18 protein-coding genes and 1 pseudogene are annotated in these 22,098 nt (G+C 44.8%); 17 read left to right on the top strand and 2 right to left on the bottom strand.

Annotated features, from left to right (window positions below; genetic code table 11):
* Positions 1-141 precede the first annotated feature (141 nt).
* The 6 genes from DWZ03_RS07780 (at position 142) to DWZ03_RS07755 (ending at position 7,557) form a co-directional block, all read left to right on the top strand.
* A complete protein-coding gene (locus DWZ03_RS07780) occupies positions 142-1,776 on the top strand; it encodes a tetratricopeptide repeat protein (RefSeq protein ID WP_005834011.1) in 1,635 nt (544 codons plus the stop codon).
* 127 nt (positions 1,777-1,903) lie between these two features.
* Positions 1,904-2,299 carry a DUF3244 domain-containing protein gene (locus DWZ03_RS07775; protein ID WP_005834014.1) on the top strand — a complete coding sequence of 132 codons (396 nt, stop codon included), beginning with the start codon at positions 1,904-1,906 and terminating at the stop codon, positions 2,297-2,299.
* 19 nt (positions 2,300-2,318) lie between these two features.
* Positions 2,319-3,290 (top strand): hypothetical protein, encoded by a 972-nt coding sequence (locus DWZ03_RS07770; RefSeq protein ID WP_120129508.1) that lies wholly within the window; start codon positions 2,319-2,321, stop codon positions 3,288-3,290.
* A gap of 70 nt (positions 3,291-3,360) precedes the next feature.
* Positions 3,361-4,284: a thioredoxin domain-containing protein gene (locus tag DWZ03_RS07765; RefSeq protein ID WP_310592613.1), complete on the top strand. Its 924-nt coding sequence runs from the start codon at positions 3,361-3,363 to the stop codon at positions 4,282-4,284.
* 17 nt (positions 4,285-4,301) lie between these two features.
* Positions 4,302-5,291, top strand: a complete 990-nt coding sequence (locus tag DWZ03_RS07760) for a DUF4249 family protein (protein WP_117991108.1) — start codon at positions 4,302-4,304, stop codon at positions 5,289-5,291.
* A gap of 34 nt (positions 5,292-5,325) precedes the next feature.
* Positions 5,326-7,557, top strand: coding sequence for a TonB-dependent receptor domain-containing protein (locus DWZ03_RS07755; protein WP_120129505.1), 2,232 nt, complete (start codon positions 5,326-5,328; stop codon positions 7,555-7,557).
* On the opposite strand, the gene DWZ03_RS07750 is transcribed toward DWZ03_RS07755, so the two are convergent.
* Positions 7,547-9,511 carry an ATP-binding protein gene (locus DWZ03_RS07750; RefSeq protein ID WP_120129502.1) on the bottom strand — a complete coding sequence of 655 codons (1,965 nt, stop codon included), beginning with the start codon at positions 9,509-9,511 and terminating at the stop codon, positions 7,547-7,549. The genes DWZ03_RS07755 and DWZ03_RS07750 overlap by 11 nt on opposite strands.
* Positions 9,512-9,666: 155 nt before the next feature.
* The gene (locus DWZ03_RS07745) at positions 9,667-10,389 is read right to left on the bottom strand and encodes a helix-turn-helix domain-containing protein (RefSeq protein ID WP_005825301.1); all 723 of its coding nucleotides are present in this window, start codon (positions 10,387-10,389) and stop codon (positions 9,667-9,669) included.
* 180 nt (positions 10,390-10,569) lie between these two features.
* Between DWZ03_RS07745 and DWZ03_RS07740 the strand changes: the two genes are divergently transcribed.
* From DWZ03_RS07740 to DWZ03_RS20410, 11 genes and pseudogenes are all read left to right on the top strand, one after another.
* On the top strand, positions 10,570-10,713 hold the full coding sequence (locus DWZ03_RS07740; protein WP_225982629.1) for a hypothetical protein: 144 nt from the start codon (positions 10,570-10,572) through the stop codon (positions 10,711-10,713).
* Between the two features lie 100 nt (positions 10,714-10,813).
* The gene (locus DWZ03_RS07735; RefSeq protein WP_008662326.1) at positions 10,814-11,128 is read left to right on the top strand and encodes a hypothetical protein; all 315 of its coding nucleotides are present in this window, start codon (positions 10,814-10,816) and stop codon (positions 11,126-11,128) included.
* A gap of 47 nt (positions 11,129-11,175) precedes the next feature.
* Positions 11,176-12,039, top strand: a complete 864-nt coding sequence (locus DWZ03_RS07730) for a DUF4373 domain-containing protein (protein ID WP_117689134.1) — start codon at positions 11,176-11,178, stop codon at positions 12,037-12,039.
* 185 nt (positions 12,040-12,224) lie between these two features.
* Positions 12,225-12,713, top strand: a complete 489-nt coding sequence (locus tag DWZ03_RS07725) for an HU family DNA-binding protein (RefSeq protein WP_005825310.1) — start codon at positions 12,225-12,227, stop codon at positions 12,711-12,713.
* Positions 12,714-12,871: 158 nt separating this feature from the next.
* Positions 12,872-13,312: an N-acetylmuramoyl-L-alanine amidase gene (locus DWZ03_RS07720; RefSeq protein ID WP_005825313.1), complete on the top strand. Its 441-nt coding sequence runs from the start codon at positions 12,872-12,874 to the stop codon at positions 13,310-13,312.
* A gap of 26 nt (positions 13,313-13,338) precedes the next feature.
* Complete coding sequence (locus DWZ03_RS19975; RefSeq protein WP_005825315.1) at positions 13,339-13,440, top strand: smalltalk protein; 102 nt, start codon at positions 13,339-13,341, stop codon at positions 13,438-13,440.
* A 107-nt stretch (positions 13,441-13,547) separates the two neighbouring features.
* Positions 13,548-16,808, top strand: a complete 3,261-nt coding sequence (locus DWZ03_RS07715) for a hypothetical protein (RefSeq protein ID WP_120129499.1) — start codon at positions 13,548-13,550, stop codon at positions 16,806-16,808.
* 14 nt (positions 16,809-16,822) lie between these two features.
* Entirely contained in the window at positions 16,823-19,861 is a 3,039-nt protein-coding gene (locus DWZ03_RS07710) for a DUF6443 domain-containing protein (RefSeq protein WP_229034715.1), read from the top strand.
* Positions 19,858-20,445: a hypothetical protein gene (locus DWZ03_RS07705; RefSeq protein ID WP_225982724.1), complete on the top strand. Its 588-nt coding sequence runs from the start codon at positions 19,858-19,860 to the stop codon at positions 20,443-20,445. The genes DWZ03_RS07710 and DWZ03_RS07705 overlap by 4 nt, the downstream gene beginning before the upstream one ends.
* Before the next feature lie 62 nt (positions 20,446-20,507).
* Positions 20,508-21,047, top strand: a pseudogene (locus tag DWZ03_RS07700) (RHS repeat-associated core domain-containing protein); the annotation flags it as partial.
* A 684-nt stretch (positions 21,048-21,731) separates the two neighbouring features.
* On the top strand, positions 21,732-21,869 hold the full coding sequence (locus DWZ03_RS20410; protein WP_005825331.1) for a hypothetical protein: 138 nt from the start codon (positions 21,732-21,734) through the stop codon (positions 21,867-21,869).
* Positions 21,870-22,098: the final 229 nt, after the last annotated feature.

Genomic DNA, 22,098 nt, shown 5'->3' with positions numbered 1-22,098 from the left:
GCCCTTTAACTCCTTCTACCTCCCCCGATAACTCCCTTAAATGAAAGAGCCGTGCTTTGTAAGTTATAAATTGAAATGAAGTGACGGCATTCTGTCTTAAATTATGTATTTTTGCAGCAGAGACGACAATAATACTGATATATGAGACACCTTCTATATATTTTCTGCTTTTGTTCAGGCCTTGTCTTTCTGTGTCATTCTTGCAGGAGGGAGATTGCTTCTGTATATCCTGCGCTTCTTTCTGCCGATTCCATGATGTGGAGCAATCCCGACAGTGCTTTGCTGGTGTTGGAACAGATACCGGATTCCCGCGAGTTGCGGGGAGAAGAACGCGCCTTGTATGCGTTGCTGCTGACACAAGCCCGATACAAGAGTTGTGTGCTGCTGGAGAACGATTCGCTGATACAGATAGCGGTAGACTATTACGACGGAGGCAGAAAGCAGGAACGGCTGGCGCAAGCATACTTCTATTGGGGATGTGTCTATCTGGAAAATAAAGAGTTTCCGAAGGCGATAAGCCTCTATCTGAAGTCGCTGGAACTGATACCAGAGAAGGACTCTATATTCGTGGCGATGCTGTACACCCATTTAGGGAGTTGCTATAGTGGACAAAAACTGCGCTCTATCGCAAGAGACATGTATAAAAAAGGGTATGCCTTTTGTGTGGGTAAAGATTCTGCCCGGGCTTGTTATCTCTTGAATGATATTGGAGATACTTTCTTGGTGGAATATCAATTGGATAGTGCTTTGGTGTATTATCGGCAAGTGTTAGAAATGGCTTCTGCTCTTCAGCGTTCCGATTTGCTATTTGCTATATGTAGCGATATAGCTGCTCTCTATAATGAACAAGACAGATATGCCGAAGCTGAATTTTATATATCGAAAGCATTGTCATATCAATCTTCCAAAAAAGATTATACTTTAGCTTGTTCTACCAAAGGGGATATTTTAGGTGACTTAAACCAAAGCGATTCTGCCATTTATTATTGGAAGATAGGTGCTGAATCCTCCAACATATATGTAAAGGCATCGTCTTATGACTGCTTGTTCCGGGAATACAAGAAAATGAAATTATGGAAGGAGTCTACTTTGTATGCTGATTCTTTCTTTATCTATTATGATTCTATCCAAGCGATGAATGACCGTGCAGAGCTTGATAAACTGATGGATAATCATCTGGTGGAGTTGCATAAACGCGAGTTGTCTGCCAGAAATCAATGGATTATTGTAGGTTTGGTTGCCGCTTTTCTTGTTCTGGTAGCGATATTGATTATTCTTTATCTGTGGCGTGATGGTCGTAGGAAAAAGAAATATGTAGATTTGCAGCAGCGATTGATGGAGAACCGTGCGGAAGCCATATTCCTGAGTGAAGTTACCGAAGCATCTTCCGATGACAGGAATGCAGAACTGGAGAAATTGGAAAAAGAACGTTTTCAAATTTGTCTGTCTTTGTTTGAAACAACGGCAGGAAGTAAAAGACTGGATGAACTGAAGAAGGCCACTCCTTCAATGCAAATCAAGATAGCAGATACATACAGAGCATTGATTGTAAGTAATATCCGGAAATCATTTGCCGATGTCATGGGTAACCTGAAAGAACGTTACCCCAATTTGACGAATGACGACCTGCTTTATTGTGTGTTGTCTCTGCTTCGTTGCCCCAAAGATGTCATTCTGCATATCACCAATGTTTCTGCAGATGCCATAAAAGTAAGGAAAAACCGTATTAAGGGCAAAATTGATGCTGAGCAGTTCTCTCATATCTTTGATTGTTGATAATCAATGGCATATCTTCTCCTTTGTTACTTTTGTTACCCGTTGTTGTTACCTTTATTACCTCTTTTTTCTTTGTTAGTATAAGAAAGTAATCTTCCTTTGTCTCGAAACCATTGAATTAATTAATATGAAGACAAGAGAACTACTATTGTTATGTCTATTTTCCTTTATTTCTATGAGTGTAAATGCAGGACAATATCAAAAGAATGAAAGGAAAATAAGATTGGAAAAGCACGATTCTAAAAATTCTCCGGAGAAAGCAGGACGTTCTACTATTCCATTCGAAGTATTTGCTTATTTGAATTCGGATTACGAATTAATATCAGTAGATTTAAAGAGTACTGCTGATGTTGAGGTTTCAGTTACCAGCCTTTTTACTAATGAAACCATTCTTTCTGATTCGTACTCTACTTCTACTTCTGAGATAATACTAAATTTAGCAGGTTTATTAAATGAAGGAGAAGCTTACCGTATAGAAATTACTATCGGAGATACCGTATTATACGGGGATTTTACGTACTAACACTATAATTCAAGAAAAAATGAAGAAACATTTGCTGTTCGCCTTTTTGGGCGCGCTGGCTTGTTGCTCATGCAGCAACAGCTACGATTTATTGGAGAACGATGCAGAGCTTGCCAGGGCTGCCGAGGATTATGAATTGTCGACCAGAGCCGCCAGCGCTGAAGCTGATTCTGCCAAAATTGAGACAATAGCCGACGAACAGGCCATTCAGGCTACGATGGATGAGTATGAACAGAAATTGATGAACAGATTGTCTGTTGCTAAAGAAAGGGTTATGCGTACAGCTTATGCCGCAACAACTGACGTAGTAGGAGTTTTCAAGGTTGGTTCATGTGGTACGTACAAAGAGTTAACTCTTCATCTAGATGCAGAAGATACTAGACAGAATTCTAAAGTTTCAGGTCCAGTGGGAGATACATATGTGGATGGTAATGTGAATTTTAAATTTTGTTTGACTGAAGCAAATAGGTATTATCCAGGTGGGGTATTTCTTGTTAATCATATAAATTATTCTCAGTTTGGTGGTACAATGGATGTTCTTGTTCGTTATCATGATTGTGATGATAAGCATAATAAGAATAGCATAAGTAGTACTGATACAAGATTTTCGTCAGTTAAAGATCTTGCTGGTTATACAATAGTGGATACTAATGCTGCTTTAGCTTGGGCCTATCCTCCTTACCCTCGTCCTCAATGGACACCACCTTTTGGACTTGGTCCAAAACAATCTATCACATATGGGGTTTTATTGGATGGTCCAGCATTTACTGATAGAGGAATAATTTATGTTGATGATGAAGATTCCAGTAACAAAAATTGGTTGAAGCACTATAAAGGATATAAAGAAGATACTTCAAGTATATCATCGGGTATGCATGGAATAGAAGGAACAGATAATACAAGATATTATGTTGTCTTGAATACGGATAAGGAGGACTTTGTGTTAAGAAATCTGTATCATCCTAATTTTGGAAGAGTCCCTCTGCCGTAGCGATATGAAGTATCTTATTTTTTTATATTTCTTTTTTCTGTGCTCTTGTTCCAATCGGGACAAGAGCATTGTGGCAGAAGTGAATGGCTATGAAATCAGTGCTTCAGAGTTGTCCCGACTAACTACTCAGGAAACTTTTGATTTATTGAATACGGCTTACGAAATAAAGTTGAAAGCCTTGGACGATTTGATTAAGCATAAACTGATTGAGCAGGAAGCTGCTGCCGTGGGGAAAACGTTCAATGTTTTTCTTGATGATTATGTAAAAGAGATGATAAATGGTAAAGAAGACAGCCTGCTTATGATGTTCGGCTCAGTAGATGAACGTGTCCTCCATTCAAGAGAAAGGCTTAGCAAAGTGTCTTCAGGAAGTATTGAAGGGAATATTTCTTTGAGAAATGATATAAGGGCTGCTGTAATTCAGCATTTGGCAGATTCACTGTATAATAAAGCAGATATAAAAAGATATCTTTATCCTCCCAAACAGCCTCAATGTGTTATTAGTGACTTGAATGTACATTATAGAGGGAATCTTAATGCTGCTACCACTTTTATTGTAGCGTCCGACTTTGATTGCAAACGTTGTGTTGACTTTGAAAAGACGTTGAAACAGATTTATAGTGAATACAAGGATAAAGTGAGATTCGGCTTTATTAATTTCGCCGATGAGCCTACTCTTGCATCTTTGTCATGTGAAGCTGCCGTCAAATACAATAAATTCTGGGAGTTTCATGATGCCATTTTTGAACATGAGGCTTTGGTCGATTCTGCGTTTGTTTTTGCTACTGCCAGTAGACTGGGTCTGGATGTCGAAGAATATAAGCAAGAACTGCTGTCTGCGGTGAATTATGATAGGGTAAATCATACCATCAACAAATTGATGGAACGGGGACTATTTGCCACTCCTACCATTATCATTAATGACAGATTGATATATATCACAAATTCTTATGAAGAGCTGACTAGACTCTTGAAGCAGGAATTGGAACTGTAAAATAAATCTTGGCTATTATGGTGAGGTATTTCAGTATTATATGGACGTTGTGTCTGCTTTTTCTTTTGTCAGGTTGTGAGGAGGAGTTTGATGTTGATATTCCAGATTCTATGCTTGATGGAATTGTTTTTAACGGGGTGATAACCAGTGAGAATCCACCTTACTTTTTCCTTTTGAGAAAACCTGCTTTAATATCGGGTCAAGACGGACAATACGAAGGAATAGAAGATGCTACTATGATAGTGACTGATTGTACGGATGGCATTAAGGACACAATGCAGGTGCTTCATCCGTATGATGACTATGGTGGGGTCTTTTATGACTATTACGATTATTATCAGAAGAAGTCTGCACGTGTGGCAGTGAATCCCGGGCATGATAATATTTCTTGCCGGGGTATGTATGCCACTACCAAGATTTATGGTATAGAAGGGCATTCTTATCAGTTGGATATTTTTTATGGAGGAAAACATTATAAGTCTGATATTCAAAGAATGGAATCTGCATTGCCTATTACTGATATGAAATTGAAGCGTTTTGACTTTAACGAGAAAGGGCATACATGGGCACCTTGTATCAGTTTTATCAATCCCTTTGGAGTAGACAATTACTATCTGTTTCAATTGAATGCAAATAGTTATACAAATTATTCTCTTAAGCATCCTCAGTTTCTATTAAGTAGTGGCCAATTCTGGGGATATTCTATCTTGAGCGATGAGTATCTTGAAGAGAATGTGGTTGATTTTCTGATTGACGACGGAGAAAATCCTTTGGGTTATCCTCCGGGTTGGGATTATCCCATGGGAGATTCCCTATATGTATGGGCGCAGACCATTTCCAGGAGTTGTTATGACGTTTTCGACCAGATGATACGCCAGTTTCGGTCGGATGGTGGTGCTTATACGCCTGCACCGTCATCGGTGGGCAGCAATATAAGCGGCGGGGCGTATGGCTGCTTCCGTGTGAGTGCGGTTTCTGAAAAAGGCATTGCAACGGGGGAAAGATGATGTGTTGTTTTGTAATCGTAAGAAGATAAAGCTAATGAAACGGTCGCTGATTTATTTCTGTATTTTGTTTTTGAGCTGTCAGGCAGTGGTTGCCCAAAAGGTTGTTGTACGAGGGTGTGTGACGGATGCCAAAACGGGTGAGATTCTTTCGGATGCCAATGTGCTGGAACGAAGGTCGGGAACGGGTATGGCAACCAATGCTTACGGACTTTATTCCATATCACTTCCCAAAGGGGAATGTATATTGCAATGTTCCATGTTGGGGTATGTTACTTGGAGGGATACCTTGACTTTATCAGGAAACATGGTGGTGAATATCGCATTGACTCCCGATGATTATTGGCTGAAAGGTATCGAGATAGTGGGAAGCCGCAAGCATAGCGGACAATTTGCTTTAGAAGCAAAGGAAATACAAGCATTGCCATCTGTGGGAGGGGAACCGGACTTGATGAAGTCATTGCAGTTTCTGCCCGGAGTGCAGAGTGGCAATGAAGGGGCAAACAATATTTCTGTACGGGGCAGTAACCAATGGGGAAATCTGGTCTTGCTGGATGAGGCTGTAGTTTATAACCCCAGCCATGTATTGTCCTTCTTCTCGGTGTTCAACAACGATGCCATCCGCGAGGTGAACTTGTACAAATCGTTTTTCCCGTTGAAGTATGGCGGGCGTTCTTCATCCGTCATAGACGTGCGTATGCGCGAAGGCAACAGCAAGGAACGTGAACGGAGTGCCAGCTTGGGGTTGATAGCCTCGAAAGTGCTGTTGGAGGGACCTTTGAAGAAGAAAGAAGGGTCTTATCTGCTTTCCGGCCGGTTTGGATATCCGGGGGTAGTAGCCGGACTGTTGGGAAGTAATCTGACATCCAAACCGCAGATGTGGTTTTATGATGTCAATGCCAAAGTGAACAGAACGCTGGATGCTCGGAACCGGATGTTCTTTTCCTTGTATAGCGGAGGCGACCATACCGTGTTCAACAAGCTGGTGAAAGGCTATGGGATGGATTGGGGAAATGCCACGGCTACCATACGTTGGAACCATATACTGAATGATAAGACGAATGTGAATACGAGTGCTGTCTTCAGCAACTATTATTATAAGTATAAATCGTTGTCGGACGGATTGAGATATGTGTGGAAGTCGAACATGCAGTCGTATCAGTTGAAGTCGGATTGGGAGAGGTATCAGAACAATCTGCTGACCTTGAAGGGAGGGGTGAACCTACATTATTTCACTACGATGCCCGGTGAGGTGGGCAAGTCCGGTAAGGATTCTAACATCACTCCTTCGCAAATGCCGCGCAAGAGTTTGTGGGATGCGGCATTGTATGCAGAGGCAAATTATAAATTCTTGCCCCGTTTTCTTCTGAATGCCGGGGTCAGGCTGTCCGTACTGCATGCACCGGCCTCTGCCTATTATGCAGCCAAGACATTTGTGATGCCCGAACCCCGTGCCGAGCTCTCTTTTATTCCGAATGCCTCGCACCGGTTTTCTGCATCGTATACACAAGCGGCACAGAGCATACACATGCTCACCACCTCTTCGGTAGGTATCCCCTCGGACATGTGGATGCCTGCCAATGCACTGTTGAAGCCCTCCGTCATGCGCCAACTGGCATTGGGATATGAGTACAATTTTCCTGATAAGGAATATACATTGTCGCTGGAGGCATATATGCGCCGGACAAGCCATGTGGTGGATTATCGGAAAAATGCCGATATTTTTCAGAATGACTGGATAGAGGATGAAGTCGAAACCGGTTCTGCCAGAGGGTGTGGATTGGAATTCTACTTGTCAAAGAATAAAGGAGCCGTGACCGGATGGATTAGTTATACTCTCTCTCGTGCGCGTAACCGTATAGGAGGAGAGGAGTACAGACCGGTGTACGACCGTCCCCATAACCTGAAATTGTTCGTAAACTGGGAAATGAACAGACATTGGTCTCTGTCTTCCACTTTCTCCTATGCATCGGGGATGAATCTTACGCTCCCCATTGGAAAGTATGAATCGGAACATGTACTGGTCTATATTTATTCTGCCCGGAACGGTTATCGTGCTCCGGCTTTCCACCAGTTGGACTTTTCGGCGACGTGGCGTATCAGGCAAGACCGCAACTTGAGCCTTTCCATCATCAATGCTTATAGCCGGAAAAATGTGTTCTCTATTTATGCAGGGAGGCAAGGGCACTTTTCTGTAGGAAACGGGCGTATCTATAAACTGTATCTTTATGGCATCGTCCCTTCGCTGACCTATTCTTTCAAGTTTTGAGATAACTCTTATTTTTTTCCTCCACCGGCAGTACAAACACGAACCTTGCCCCCTCCTTGTACTCCTTGTCCAGCAGCACTTTCCCTTTCAGCCGTTCGGCGATGAGGCGGCAGATATTGAGTCCCAGGCCGGTGCCTTGCCCGAAGTTGTCGGCCTTTTCAAAACGTTCGAAGATGGTTTCCGAGTATTCCGGGGGAATGCCGGTACCGGTATCGGTGACGGAGAAGGTGACGTATCCGGGATTCTCTGTGAGAGAGCAGTGCAGGCGGATTTCGCCTTGTGTGGTGTGTTTCTCTGCATTGGTAAGGAAGTTGATGAGTATCTGGCACACACGTTGCCCGTCGGTGCTCAGTTCGTAGCAGTCGTCCACTTCGGAGGTGTAGTAGAGCTTCACGCCTTCGGGCTTGCGGTGTTCAACGGTGGTTATGGCTTCCCGGCAGAGCTTGTTGCAACTGTGCGGCGCTATCTTCATGGTGTATCTGTTGCTTTCCAACTCGGCTGCGCTGAGGATGTCCCCCACCAGTGTAAGGAGGAGGTCGGAATTGTGCTGTATGAGATGGCAGAAATCCTGCCTTTCCTCTTGGGAAAGGTTCGCGTCGGGGGAAGTGATGAGTTGTGAGAAGCCCACGATAGAGTTGAGCGGTGTCCGTATTTCGTGACTCATGTTCTGCAGGAAGATGCTCTTTGCCTTGTTGGCTGCTTCGGCTTGGTCGCGTGCTTCGGAAAGTTCCTCGTTCTTGTGGCATAGTTCGAGGTTGACTTTACGTTTGCGGTGGAGGTAGAGCATCAGGAAAAGCAGGGATAACAGCAAAAAGCCGGTGACAATGCTGAAAAGAGTGATGCGGTAGCGCGAGGTGGCCTGTATGTTTTCCATTTTCAGACGTTCGGCGCCTATCTGGGTGTTCAGTTCGGCGATGTCCGACAGTTGCAGGAGATTGTTCGTCGAATCCAACTGCTGGTGGTATTTTTTCAGATATTTGATGGCATTGGGATAGTCTTTGGCGTATTCGTAAATGTAAGCATGTTGTTGCAAGCCTTTCTCGGACAATTGGTCAGCGTGGGCATGGGCCTGCTCATACTGTTTGTCCAGTATGTTCTTGCTGATGTGGGCTATCAGTAGGGAAACGTTGGCAGAGAGCTTGCAACGGTCTGCCATTTGTACGGCTTCTTTATAGCAGTCGTTGAATTCATCTATACGCCCCTGCCGGAATAGTATCAGGCATTTCTCTATCATGGCTTGGGCTATGTTCCGTTCTGTTTTGGCGCTCTTCAAGGCTTTTTCGCAATAGTCCAGTGCGGTGGCGTAATCTTTTTGGGTGTTACGGTAATATTCGGCAAGGCTTGAGTATAGTTGGCTGGGATCCTGGTCGGGCATATTCTTCAGCATATAGTCCAAGGCTTCCTGATAGTATTGGGCGGAGAGGTCGAAGTTTCCGCGTGATTTGTAGATATGGCCCATGGTTCGAATACAGCTGAAGATACCGTAAGGGTATCTGTCGGCAAAAGCTTGCTTTTTCATTTTTTCCGCTTTCTGCAAGGCGAGCAATGAGCGTTGTTGGTTCAGGAAGTAGATGATTTCGCTGCTCCAAGCGTGATAATAATATTGCAGATAGTTATTGGCACGTGAAATCTCTTTCAGGTCAGTGGATGCCTTTTCTATTTTGCTATCATCTTTTTGGGATATATAGAACTGCAGGGGGATGATGTATGCCAGGCATTGTGCTTTTTTGTCACCGAGCTTCAGAGCCTGTTGATACAAAGTGTCGGCCACCAGCAACCCCTCCTGCTGGCGTGCCTGCTTGGAAGCCCGCTGGTAGATGGGGTAGAGTGCATCGTCTATCTTGTAGGGATTGTTCTGTGCTGCGGAAGGTAGGAACACCCATACTGAAAGCACTAGAAAACATAACCTTGAAAGAATGCACTCCCTCTTTGTTCTATTGGATGGAATAAGCATGTTTTTTTCCGGATACTTATTATTATGCCTATGGCATCGCAAAAATAAGATAAAAGAATAAATTACAAGCTTTTTTTGTATAATTTCTCTGTTTGCTTGTTGAATGATCCTTGCCAGGAGCTTTCTTACGAAATTTCCGGTGATAATGCCGCCCTCTACATCATCATATTCTTCCTTATCGAGAACTTCACGATGGCCATTGCATTGACTGCCGCCAGCGGCAGGTCCATGGGGTCGTGGTGGTTGTTGTAGCTCACCAGACGGATGCAGTCCGGCCGTTCCGAGTGGTTGACGTATTTCACTGCCAGGTATTCGTCGCCGCCCCGTTCGAAGGAGACGAGATACATTTCACCGTAGATGACGTCGGTGAAGTCGCGGATGGACTTAAAGCCTACGATGTCGCCGGACTTGAGGATGGGATACATCGAGTCGCCCGAGACGTAGACGGCACCGTCGCACACAGGGATATTGGGAATTACAATCCGCCCCAAGGCGTACTGCGGGCGGTCAGCCAGCAGTGTCTTCAGGTTGGCGGCGGCAGAGATGTCATAGAGGGTCACGCTACGGTCGTCCATAGGGTCGGCTGTTTTCGGTGTGTGAAGTATTTCCACTTCACCTTGTACCAAGTCATTGTCACAGAATTTTGAATGATGTGCAGGCGAGCCCTTTCCCGTCAGCAGCCAGTTGTAGTCCACGTCGTCCAGGCTGCCCAGCAGCAGGGGGAAGTCGATGCTGTTGCGGGCGTTCCAGTTGCTCAGTGTGGAGCGTGATATACCCAGAAAGGCGGCAAGTTCGCTGTCTGTCTTGAATTCTTTCGCCAGTTTGGCACGTTTTATGATGTCTGCCGCACAAAATACCGGGTCTTTGTCATTCGCCATATTCTTCAGTTTTTACGTGTAAATTATTCAGAAACTATTATCTCCTCATTTATACTGTCTTACGTCTTATTTAAGAATTTAATTCCCGATTTGTTTGTTTTATAAATGAAAACAGTATTATCTTTGTTGGGACAAAAATACATATCATGTTTTATAAATGCAAATAAAAGGGAGGGATTTATGGAAAATACACATCTGGTCTTTTATCCGGAAGCATCCGAATTTAGCAAAAATACTTACGAATTTGAAAAAATGGGCATCCGCCTTGCCGGATGTATAGATGAGGTGCGTTGGAAGTATAGATGCAACGCGCTGGATGTATAGATAGAATACGCTGGATATATACTTCCAGCAAACAGCCCCTACAAGCATCTTTGGCAGGGGCGTGCCGAAAAAATATTATTGTACTAATTCTTAACAAAAAATGGTTATGGAGCAGATTATTGAAAAAAATGTTCGTTTCTGTGGATGTTGCCACAGAGAACTGCCCGTTGATTCTTTTTATGTAGACAAGCGTACGCTTGCCCCCGACAATTATTGCAAGGAATGCCGTAGGGCGATGAGCAACGCCCGCTACCGTCGCTCACTTCCAGCAAGCAATCCCCTCCGTTATCCGGTCATCACTGAAATTTCGGACTGTACCCTTCGTATGTATCTTATTCTGAATGCTTTGAAGGTAGTGCGCGAAAGCGTGCTCCGCAAGCGGAAACGCCTATGCGAAGCAGGTGATATAGAATGATACAAGCCGCTCTCTCCCCCTAATCACTAACCCCTAATCATCAAACCATGTCCAGAATCAAAAAACGGGGACTTGACTATTTCCCCTTGAACACAGACTTCATGCACGACCGTCTGGTGCGCCGCATCATGAAACGTGAGGGTGACGGCTCCTTTGCCATTCTGCTGGGCGCCCTCTCCTGCATTTATGCCGACGAAGGCTATTACGTGTGTGCCGACGAGCTTTTCTACGAAGACCTTTCCGCCTGCCTCTATGAAAAGACGGCTGCCGACGTGAAGCGCATTCTTGCCCTGGCTGTGGAGTACGGCATTTTCAATGCCGCCCTTTTCGGCAAATACGCCATCTTGACTTCTGCTGAGATACAGCGGCAGTATCTGTTCAGTACCAAGCGCCGGAAATCTTCTGCCATAGACACACGTTATTGTCTGGTGGATGATTCTCAGAGCGATGACGAGGCCGCGCCGACTGCCGCCGGGAGAGTGCCGTCTGCCAATGGAAGCGTGCCGTCCGTTGCCGAAAGTGCAGCATTTAAGTCCGAAAATGCGACATCGGGTACACATAGCACAGCAGAGCATAGCACATCACAACACAGCAAAGAAAATCCCCTCCTCCATAGTTCCCCCGGAACCGGGGGCACTGAGGGCGCGGATGTGCCATCCGCGGAGGGGGAATATCTTCGGAAAATAGAGCAACTGCAACCGCCGCAGGATGGCACGGACCGCAACCTGGACGGGTTGCTTTTCAATCTGAAGCAGTTCCATATTCCTCCGCAAGAGCAGTATGCCATTATCCTCAAAAGTAATTTCGGTGCTATCGGCCACCCTTTGTGGAAGGGCTTCTATGCCTTGCGCGAGAGTCATGGCAAGATACGGCAACCGGGGCGATACCTGCTGAGCCTGTGCTGTAAGTAAGTTTTCGATTTGTGAATAAATTCATGAAGAAAAACGGTTTTTTTAATTTGCACACTTTTCCGGATAGCGTTATCTTTGCAATGTGGTTAAGCTTAATACACAAAAATAAAACAATGCTGTTTCATTTGAAAAAAACGAATCCTTGAATTTCAAGACAAACTATTAATTTTTAAAACAAAACTACTATGCCAGTAATTTACAAATCATTTCAGTCGGTTCTTGCCAACAAAGAGGGCAAGAAGCTTTTCTATCCCCGCGTGGTGCTGACGGGGAATGTGGACACCGAGCAGGTGGCCAAGGAGATTGCGGAGTTGTCTTCCCTCTCTACGGGTGACTCGAAGAATGTCATCGACAACCTGGTGACCGTGATGACTCGCCACCTGCAGTCTTCCGAGAGCGTGACGCTGGACGGTCTGGGTACTTTCCGCCTTACGATGAAGTCCACCATGAACGGTGTGGAAGACCCTCTGAAGGTGTCGGCTACCCAGTCCACACTACGAGTGCGTTTTCTGCCCACCTCCAAGCGTAATCTGGACCATACGGTGTCTACCCGTTCGCTGGTGACCGGGGTGAAGTGCGTGCGCTTCGACCTTCAGGACACGGCAGGTTCGGGCGGCAACGACGGTGGCTCGGGCGGTAACGACGGTGACCAAGGTGAAAATCCGTTGGGATAAGGCCATTTACGATTTGACGATTTACGATGTACGATTGAAATTCGTACTGCTAAATAACCGCGCCTATGCAGGCATTTATGATACGAAAAGTAATCGTACATCGTAAATCGTCAAATCATAAATTACTAATCTTCAATCATTAATCACTAACTAATCTTATGCGAAAAATCAACTACATCGTGGTGCATTGCAGCGCCACGCGGGAGGGCTGTACGCTTACTTCCGAGGCTCTGGAGGCAGAGCACCGCCGCCGTGGCTTCCGCACGACGGGCTATCACTACTATATCCGGAGAGACGGTACTGTGCTCGGAACCCGTTCCTTGGAACTGCCCGGTGCGCATTGCCGCGGTCACAACAAGTATTCGATAGGTATCTGCTACGAAGGCGGGCTGGATGCCCGGGGAAATCCGAAGGATACCCGTACGCCGGAGCAGCGTTCGGCCCTGCACCTGCTGGTGTACCAGCTGCTACAACAGTTCCGGAACGCCCGTGTATGCGGCCACCGCGACCTCAGTCCCGATTTGGACGGAGATGGGACGGTGGAGCCGTGGGAGTGGGTGAAGCAGTGTCCGTGCTTCGAGGTAAGTAAAGAATTTTAAAACAATCATCCTTAAAACATGGAATTATGAAAATAAGCAAAGAAACCTGGAAAGATATCTTGAAAATTGTGGGCACCATCATTGCCACCATAGCCAGTGTGCTGGGCGTGCAGGCGATGCCACTGTAGGAGGCTGAAAAGCCAGCAAGGGAATGGGAGAGGCTTGGAAAACAGCCTCCCCCATCCCTTATCCCGCAAAACATATTGAATAATTTTTCTAATAACAACGATTTATCATGAAAAGAATATCCTTGTTTTTATTACTGTTCCTTTTACTGAAGGCAACGGTTATGTATTCGCAGGATGGCCATCCTGAAACCAACTTCCGGATTGTTCCGGTATCTCCCAATGCAGCTTCATTGGGAACGTATGGACTGATACCTACTGACAATTATGTGGGGCAAGCCCGAATCAGCATTCCCATTTACGAGATTGACCTTGACGGAAAGAAGTTCCCCATTGCACTATCGTACCATACGGACGGAACACGTGTTGCACAAGAAGCTACTTGGATTGGCCTTGGATGGACCCTCCAGGCAGGAGGGTGCGTCGTCAGACAAGTGCAGGGTACGGACGACTTTGCAGCACGTGGATGCTATAACCTTACTGATGCTCCGTGGCTGACCAATCCCAGATTTGAAGTGACCGACCAGAATTTGGAGAAGTATATGGGTTATTTCAAAGGTGACTATGATGCCGAACCTGATATGTTTTACTTCAATGCAGGCGGACATTCGGGCTCCATGTATTTCGACGTATTGAAGAACAACCGACAACTGAATGCCGTCCCTACCATCCAAACACAAGAAAAAGTGGTAAAGATGGTATACAATACAAGTAACAAAACATGGACCATGACGGACTTGGAAGGATATGTCTATTCCTTCTCGACAAAAGAAATCACATACTATTTCTTAAATACCATTGATTTTTTTCAAACAGATATAACTAGAAGTCATATATTTCCATACTATAACGAACCGCAGATTGTAACAGCCTGGATGCTTGACTCTGTGACATCTCCCAACGGTGGAAAGATTATGTTTAGTTACAAAAAAGAAAGTATTTTTACTCCCATTTCTACTACAGAAGACGTTATATCTTTGTCTAAAATAGTGAATGGCCAATTGTCTTCACAATCTCCGCAGTATTTCACCAATAAGTTCAACTACAATTACTCATACTCCAAGATAGAGCAATGGACATTGTCGGCTATTACTTTTGAAGGGGGTAAAGTAGAATTCGGTACAACTGATCGTGAGGATATAGAGAGTGCGGAAACCGGAAAAAAGGTACAGAAGCTGTCGAGTATCAAGGTGAGTGATACTGCCGGTAACCTTATCAAGACCACCATGCTGGAGTATAAATATCTGCTTAGCGGAATGGCTGCCACTACCAATGGTTATGATGACCGTTTGTTATTGTCGAAGGTATATGATGTGGCTGGTTCGAAGAAGAACAATGTATATACCATGGATTACAATATGGGGAAATTGCCGCCCAAACGCTCTCTGTCTGTAGATGCCTGGGGATTCTACAACGGTGCGTCACCAATGACTGCTTCTTTAAAGATTAGCCCCAGCATTTATTGGTCGGAGTCGATAAAGCCGAGCAGTAAGACGAGCTTGTTTAAAGAAGGTATGGACCGTTCATTCAATGAGGCGTTGTGCAAGATAGGGACGCTGCGCACTATCACCTATCCTACGGGTGGCACAACTACCTTTGAGTATGAAGGACATCGTTTTGAAACTTTGCCTATGATGCCCCCCTTGCGCGAAGGAACCCTTAACCTGGTAGACAACGGTATGCCGCCCGTAGCACCCGGAGCTCCTGTCCTTATGTATATTGGCGAGCCTTTTGAAGTGGACGATGCCAATCCCAAGATTATCATCCGCAGAAGACATGACGAACCTCATCCCAGTGAACATCTTGCTTCGTCGCTTACTTACACAACACAACTCGAAAAGAAAGAGGGTAATGGTTATAGAACCTTGTTCTCTTCTCCCGATTATGATGTGATGGAGCCCTGGCCTGATGACACTGAAAAGCAACTGGACAGAGGTACGTATCGTGTGACATTGGCAGTGCAGAATGTAAGGTTGGAGTATCCTATCAATATTTCGGTAGAGATAGTAGGCAAAACGAATGCTCCCTTGGATAAGGATTACCTGGGTGCCGGGCTGCGCATCAAGTCCATCACGAATACGGACGGCAACGGTAACCAGAGTTGGCGTAAGTTTGAATATCAGGATGCAAAGCTGATGGTGAAGCCGGTATTCAACGCACCGGTCTATGTAGAACAAATGCAAAGTTGGGCAGGAAACTGGATGAATGCTTACTATGAACTGATTCAATCTGCTCCTTATATCCCTTTGACGAATCTTTCCAGAGGAAACCTTGTGGGATATACGGCGGTCAGTGAATCATATGGCGACATGGATACTCAGGGATATACCACTTACAGATACCATAACGTTCCGGATGAGGTTACTGATATATACCTGGCCGGTATTCCTACGGTGCCTGACTATGAGAACGGTAAACTTTCGTCGGTAGAATATAGGGATAAAAATCATAAACTGCTGAAGAGAGAGGAGTACACCTACTCACCTTCTTCTTCGGAAGAGGTTTGGGCACCGAAAATACGCAACTATTATTTCAATCCGGATTATTCCCATCCTACCCGTACCATGCAGCCTTACAATCTGTGGGCACAATCGTACTATCTCAGCAAGAAAGTGACTACCGACTATCGCGCTGAAGGCAATATAGTGGACGAAGAGAGATATGCCTATACTGATTATGGGGTACTTTCTTCTTTAAAGAGTAACAAGCATGGGGTGGAGAAAGAAAAGCAGTTTAAATATGCAAACAGCTTTACAGATGCCGTTTCCGTCAAGATGAAAGGGAAATATATGGTGGGTATGCCTATAGAACATGTCGAACTCTCTGCCGGCAAAGTGGTGAATGCGTCGAAGACGGAATATAAAGATACGCTTAATATGATATTGCCCAAACGTACGTTGAGATTCAACTCTACTACTCCCAAGACGCTGGCCGATTATGCGGGAGCCTATGTGCAGGATATTTGGTTTGGCAAGTACACTTCGAGAGGCCGGCTGCTGGGTTATATACGCAACAATTTGCCGGTGAGCTTCCTATGGGCCTATAACAATCTTTATCCGGTGGCCAAGATAGAAGGAAAGACGTATGAGGCTGTAGAGAAAATCTCGTCGGCGAGCATCAGCCAACTGCCGGCCAATGCGAATACTGCGTCTATTACAGCTGTCCTGAACACAGTGCGAAACGGGCTTGCCAACGACAATGCTTTGGTTACTACCTATCTCTATCGCCCGCTTGTGGGTGTTACGGAAATTGTAGAACCGAATAAAGAGAAAGCGACCTTTACCTATGATGACTTCAACCGCTTGTTCCAGGTTAAGGAGCATAATGGAAAGGTAGTGAATGAATATCAGTATAATTACAAACCCCAATGAAACGAAAGAACTGTATGAAACGAAAATATATGTTTATGGCGTTGTTGTGTTATGCATTGACAACAGCGGCGCAGGATGCCAGCCATAATTATGTGCGTACCCGTAGCATGCTGGATGAAACGGGAGGTAAATATCTGGACAAGGTGGAGTATTTTGATGGCCTGGGACGTCCGTTCCAGACGGTATTGAAGAAGGTGACGGCAAGCAGCAGCAATCTGGTGACGTTGCAGGAGTATGACGTTGCAGGACGTGCCGCGAATTCCTGGCTGCCGATAGTCTCGTCTGCCGAGTATGTGGCGCCTGCTTCTTTCAAGAGCAGTGCGCCCGGCAACTATGGCAACGACTCGCGTCCTTACGGCCAGCCGGTGTACGAGGCTTCTCCGCTGAACCGTACCGTCAAGGAATACGGACCGGGAGCCGCATGGCATGGCGGGCATTCCGTCAATACGGACTATCTGGCCAACAGTACGGCTAACGCGCAGTTGAACTGCATCAACTATAGCGTAAGCAGTGCAGGCGCACTGACGAGCAACGGCAGCTATGCTTCCGGCCAGCTTTCGGTCGTCAAGACCACCGATGAAGACCTGAACGTGAGCTACACCTTCACCGACAAGATGGGACATGTTGTATTGTCCCGTCAGATGAAGGGCAGCGAAACGCACGACACTTACTATGTGTATGACGACAAAAGCAATCTTTGTTTCGTGCTCCAGCCTATGTACCAGAGCTCGGCCAATCTCGACCAGTATGCCTTCCAGTACAAATACGACGGACGTAACCGTTGTATCTGGAAGAAGCTTCCCGGTGCGGGATATATGGAAATGGTGTATGACAATGCCGACCGCCTGGTATTCTCGCAGGACGGCAACCAGCGTGCCCTTACATCCGGTAACTGGACGTACTACAAGTACGACGGCTTGAACCGTCTGACGGAGCAAGGTGTATGCACCAACAAAGTGACTACTTCGGGCACCACTGTGCACATCAGGAATTACTATGACAACTACGCTTTCCGTGCGCAAGCAGGTTTCAATAACAGCAATTTCCCTGATGATGCTTCGGGCAACGGGAAAGGGGCACTGACGGCAAGTGTGGCAACGGTACTCGGTAGCAGCAACAAGATTTATACGGCACACTACTACGACATCAAGGGACGTGTGGTGAAGACTGTGCAAAGTAATCCTTTGGGTGGTTATGATGTAGCAGCTACCGTCTATACTTTTACAAACAAGCCTGCTACAGTGACCCATACCCACACGGCAAGCGGAAAAACAACCCGCACGGAAGTGTATACTTACAGCTACAACCATGCGGACAGACTCTTGAAAGTAGAGCATACATTAGGCGGCACCAAGATAACCCTTGCCGACTATGCGTATGACAACTTGGGCAGACTGCAATCAAAGTCCCTGCACGGAAGTGCCACCAACAAGCTGACGTATGCCTATAATGTCCGTGGCTGGCTGACGGGTATCAGTGGAACGAAGTTCACACAGAACCTGTACTACAATACCGGTAACGGCACTGCCAGGTACAACGGCAGCATCAGCAGCATGACCTGGAAGGCAGGGAATGAAAGCACCGTCCGCGGCTACAAGTTCACCTACGACGGGCTGGACAGGCTGCTGAACGCGACCTACGGCGAAACAGCCGGCATCAACGCGAACACCGACCGTTTCAGTGAGAATGTAACCGCCTATGACAAGAACGGCAACATCAAGACCCTGCAACGCTACGGTCAGACCGCTGCTTCCGGTTACGGACTGATTGACAACCTGACTTTCACCCTCGCCGGCAATCTGTTGAACCGCGTGGACGATGCGGCAGCGGCTTCCGCCTACGGTGGCGGCTTCGAGTTCAAGGACGGCGTGAAGCAGGCGAACGAATACACCTACGATTCCAACGGAAATTTAACTAAAGATTTAAACAAGGGAATTAGTACAATTACCTATAATGTATTAAATTTGCCCAATATGGTCACGTTCAGTGACGGTAGTACGATTGCCTATACTTATGGTGCCGACGGCACAAAGCTGAAAACTGTCCATAAGACAGGCAGCACTACCACCACGACGGACTATTGCGGAAACGTGGTCTATGAGAACGGTGTTCAGAAGTTGCTGCTGACTGATGAGGGTTATGTTACTTTGAGTGACAGCAAGTATCATTACTACTTGAAAGACCATCAGGGTAATAACCGGGTAGTCATCAACCAGAGCGGCACGGTAGAGGAGACGAACCATTACTATCCGTTCGGTGGTGTGTTTGCAAGTTCAGGCAATGTGCAGCCTTACAAGTACAACGGCAAGGAGCTTGATGCGAAGAAAGGGTTGAACTGGTATGACTACGGTGCAAGGCATTATGATGCGGCGCTGGGGAGGTTTACGACGGTGGATCCGTCTGCGGAAAACTATTATTCAACGAGCCCGTTTACTTACTGTTTAAATAATCCGTTGAATTATATTGATCCGTTGGGAACTGATACTGTAGATGTAAAGGACGTTGATTGGAATAAATTTGATCCGAAGAAGGACGTTGTGGCTTTGGATGAGGTGGCTGTTTCTGTACCTAATGCTTTGACAAAAGTAGGGACTAGAGCTTTAGAACCAATTTCCGGCTTTTGGGGGTATGTGGGTTATTATCTTTTAGATATTGGCTCTACCTATCATAGTGAACAAACGCGGTTTACATATAAGGTAGGAACAGATGGAGTAATAACGGGTGTTGCTCCAATGGTGGGAACCCCTCCTTTGCCTGGTTTTGCAAAGACGTCAAATTTGAATACAATTAGAGGATTATGGAGTTTGACCAAACAAGGATCCTCTAAAGTAATGAAACATCCCATTAGAGGTCTATTTTATAAAAGTAAATCAGATGGGCTATGGTGGGTAAAAGACCAGACAAAGCATGGCGGTAGTTTTTATAAAGTTTATAAAGAGACAAATAAAGGCTTAGAATGGCATAAAGATGCTGATAAGTATGGAAATTTCATAATTAATAAACATAAAAGTGATGTAGGGATTTTTATCCCATGGAAGGAGCTTTCGAAATGAGAAAACAGATATTAAAAATGCAAGAAGGTGAATCTTTCCCATTCTGTTGGGTAAAGTTTGATTCTGATTCTTGTATTGATGTTCAAGGGCATAAAATCGAAATATACATAAAAAAAGATTCAGTTAGCATTGACGACATGAAATCTCTATTTTGTGATTTGTTTGGTACAGTTGTAGATGAATTATCTATCTTTAGTCCATCATGGTGGGACTTTTGCATAGATACTTGGAATATTCAAGAGAATACATTTTGCTACGACCCTCAATTTTTGTCTAAAGAAACGGTATCTTATTTGCATATCTTGCAAGATTCGAATATTGCTAAAGGATATTCTGGCTGTTGTGTCTGTAATGATTGGGATACTTACCTATCTGTTGCATTAGATTGTATTATGAAAGGAATTGCTCCTTATGGAAACTTTATATATAACTCAAAGGAACAATTCTTCTTCTATTTTCATCATACCGGTAGTATAGGGCTTTATTATGAAAATGAAACTCCATCTATATTTGCATTAAGAAAGAATGATAAATATGAGGTGTTATCTTGCTCTGATGTGAGTAGATTATCTCAAATAGAATGATTTTTAATCGCTATCCTAACATCAGATATCCTATATCTTACATGTTAGGATAGCCTTTTTCAGATTTAACCGAAGGAATTAGCAGCATTCAATATAATGTATTAAATTTGCCAACGGGCGTCACTTTTGCTTCCGGCGGTTTCATACAGCATGGCTATACTGCCGACGGCATCAAGCGGCGCATGATGTATAAGGAGGCAGATGGTTCGGGCAATCCGGTTCCTACTGTGTATTGCTGCAATGTGGTCTATGAAAACAGTGTTGGCAGGCTTCTTCTTACGGAAGAGGGGTATGTTACGCTTTCGGACAAGAAGTACCACTATTACCTGCAGGACCATCAGGGAAACAACCGCGTAGTCCTCAGTTCCAGCGGTGCTGTTGAGGAAGCGAACCATTACTATCCCTTCGGTGGTGTGTTTGCAAGCTCAGGCAATGTGCAGCCTTACAAGTATAACGGCAAGGAGTATGATGCGAAGAAGGGGTTGAACTGGTATGATTATGGTGCAAGGCATTATGATGCGGCATTGGGTAGGTTTACGACTAATGACAGATTTGCTGAGAAGTATCATTCGATGTCTCCGTATCAGTATGGGGCTAATAATCGTAGTTCAAAAATCATTAAATAAAGCTGGTATAGAAACAATGAACAAAATGAGAGTAATCAATAGGCAAACTGGGGACATTTTCAATGTAAAAGTAAATCCTTATTTGCCAAGTAAGGCATATCAGGCTATAGAAAAGAACAATCCATTAGGATACATAATAAGGAGAAATAAATGATACTAAAAGGGAATATGTTAAAATTAACAATACCGTTTTTTTGGGCTGTACAAAGTATTTGGCTTTTATCGTTTAAATCCATTGAGACCTTTATTGCCGCAATCATATTGTTATTAATATCATTTCTTGGAATAGTTATTAAGAGTAATACCTATAACATTATATTTTTAGGTATATGCTTTTTATATTCAGTAGCTTTAGGTCTTATAATGTTCCTTTTATTTCTATTCTTTGAATTGCCTATGATATATATATTGGTCCCTATTATGAATTTTATAGTTTTGGTATATATGTTAAGGAAGTATGGACGAAGGTAACGAAGTGATTTGCAGCAGATATTCTTCATCTGATGTGTTTTAATATTGCTGAGATGCCCCCTAAAAGTATTTTATCCAACTTTTAGGGGGCATTGTATCTAATCTTTGGACTTTTTAGTATTCCTGACACCTTGAGAGGTATTGTCTTGTCGGACATCTCATAATCAGCCTGTTCAACGTGAACTATTCTTGAAGTATCAGGTTGATGATTCGAGTAAGGTAACGCTTGCCGCCTACGCTTATGACAATCTGGGCCGTCTACAGAGCAAGTCGTTGCACGGTTCTGCCGTGAACAAGCAGTCGTACACTTACAATGTCTGCAGCTGACTGACGGGTATCAGTGGAAGCAAGCTTACGCGGAATTTGTTTTACAACAGCCAAATACAATAACAGCATCAGCAGCATGACTTGGAAGGCAGGGAATGAAAGCACCGTCCGCGGCTACAAGTTCACCTACGACGGGCTGGACAGGCTGCTGAACGCGACCTACGGCGAAACAGCCGGCATCAACGCGAACACCGACCGTTTCAGTGAGAATGTAACCGCCTATGACAAG

It is taken from the genome of Bacteroides sp. AF29-11 (genome assembly GCF_003602895.1).
GTDB classification, from domain to species: Bacteria; Bacteroidota; Bacteroidia; order Bacteroidales; family Bacteroidaceae; genus Bacteroides; species Bacteroides uniformis.
This window is presented reverse-complemented; position numbering and strand designations above follow the sequence as displayed.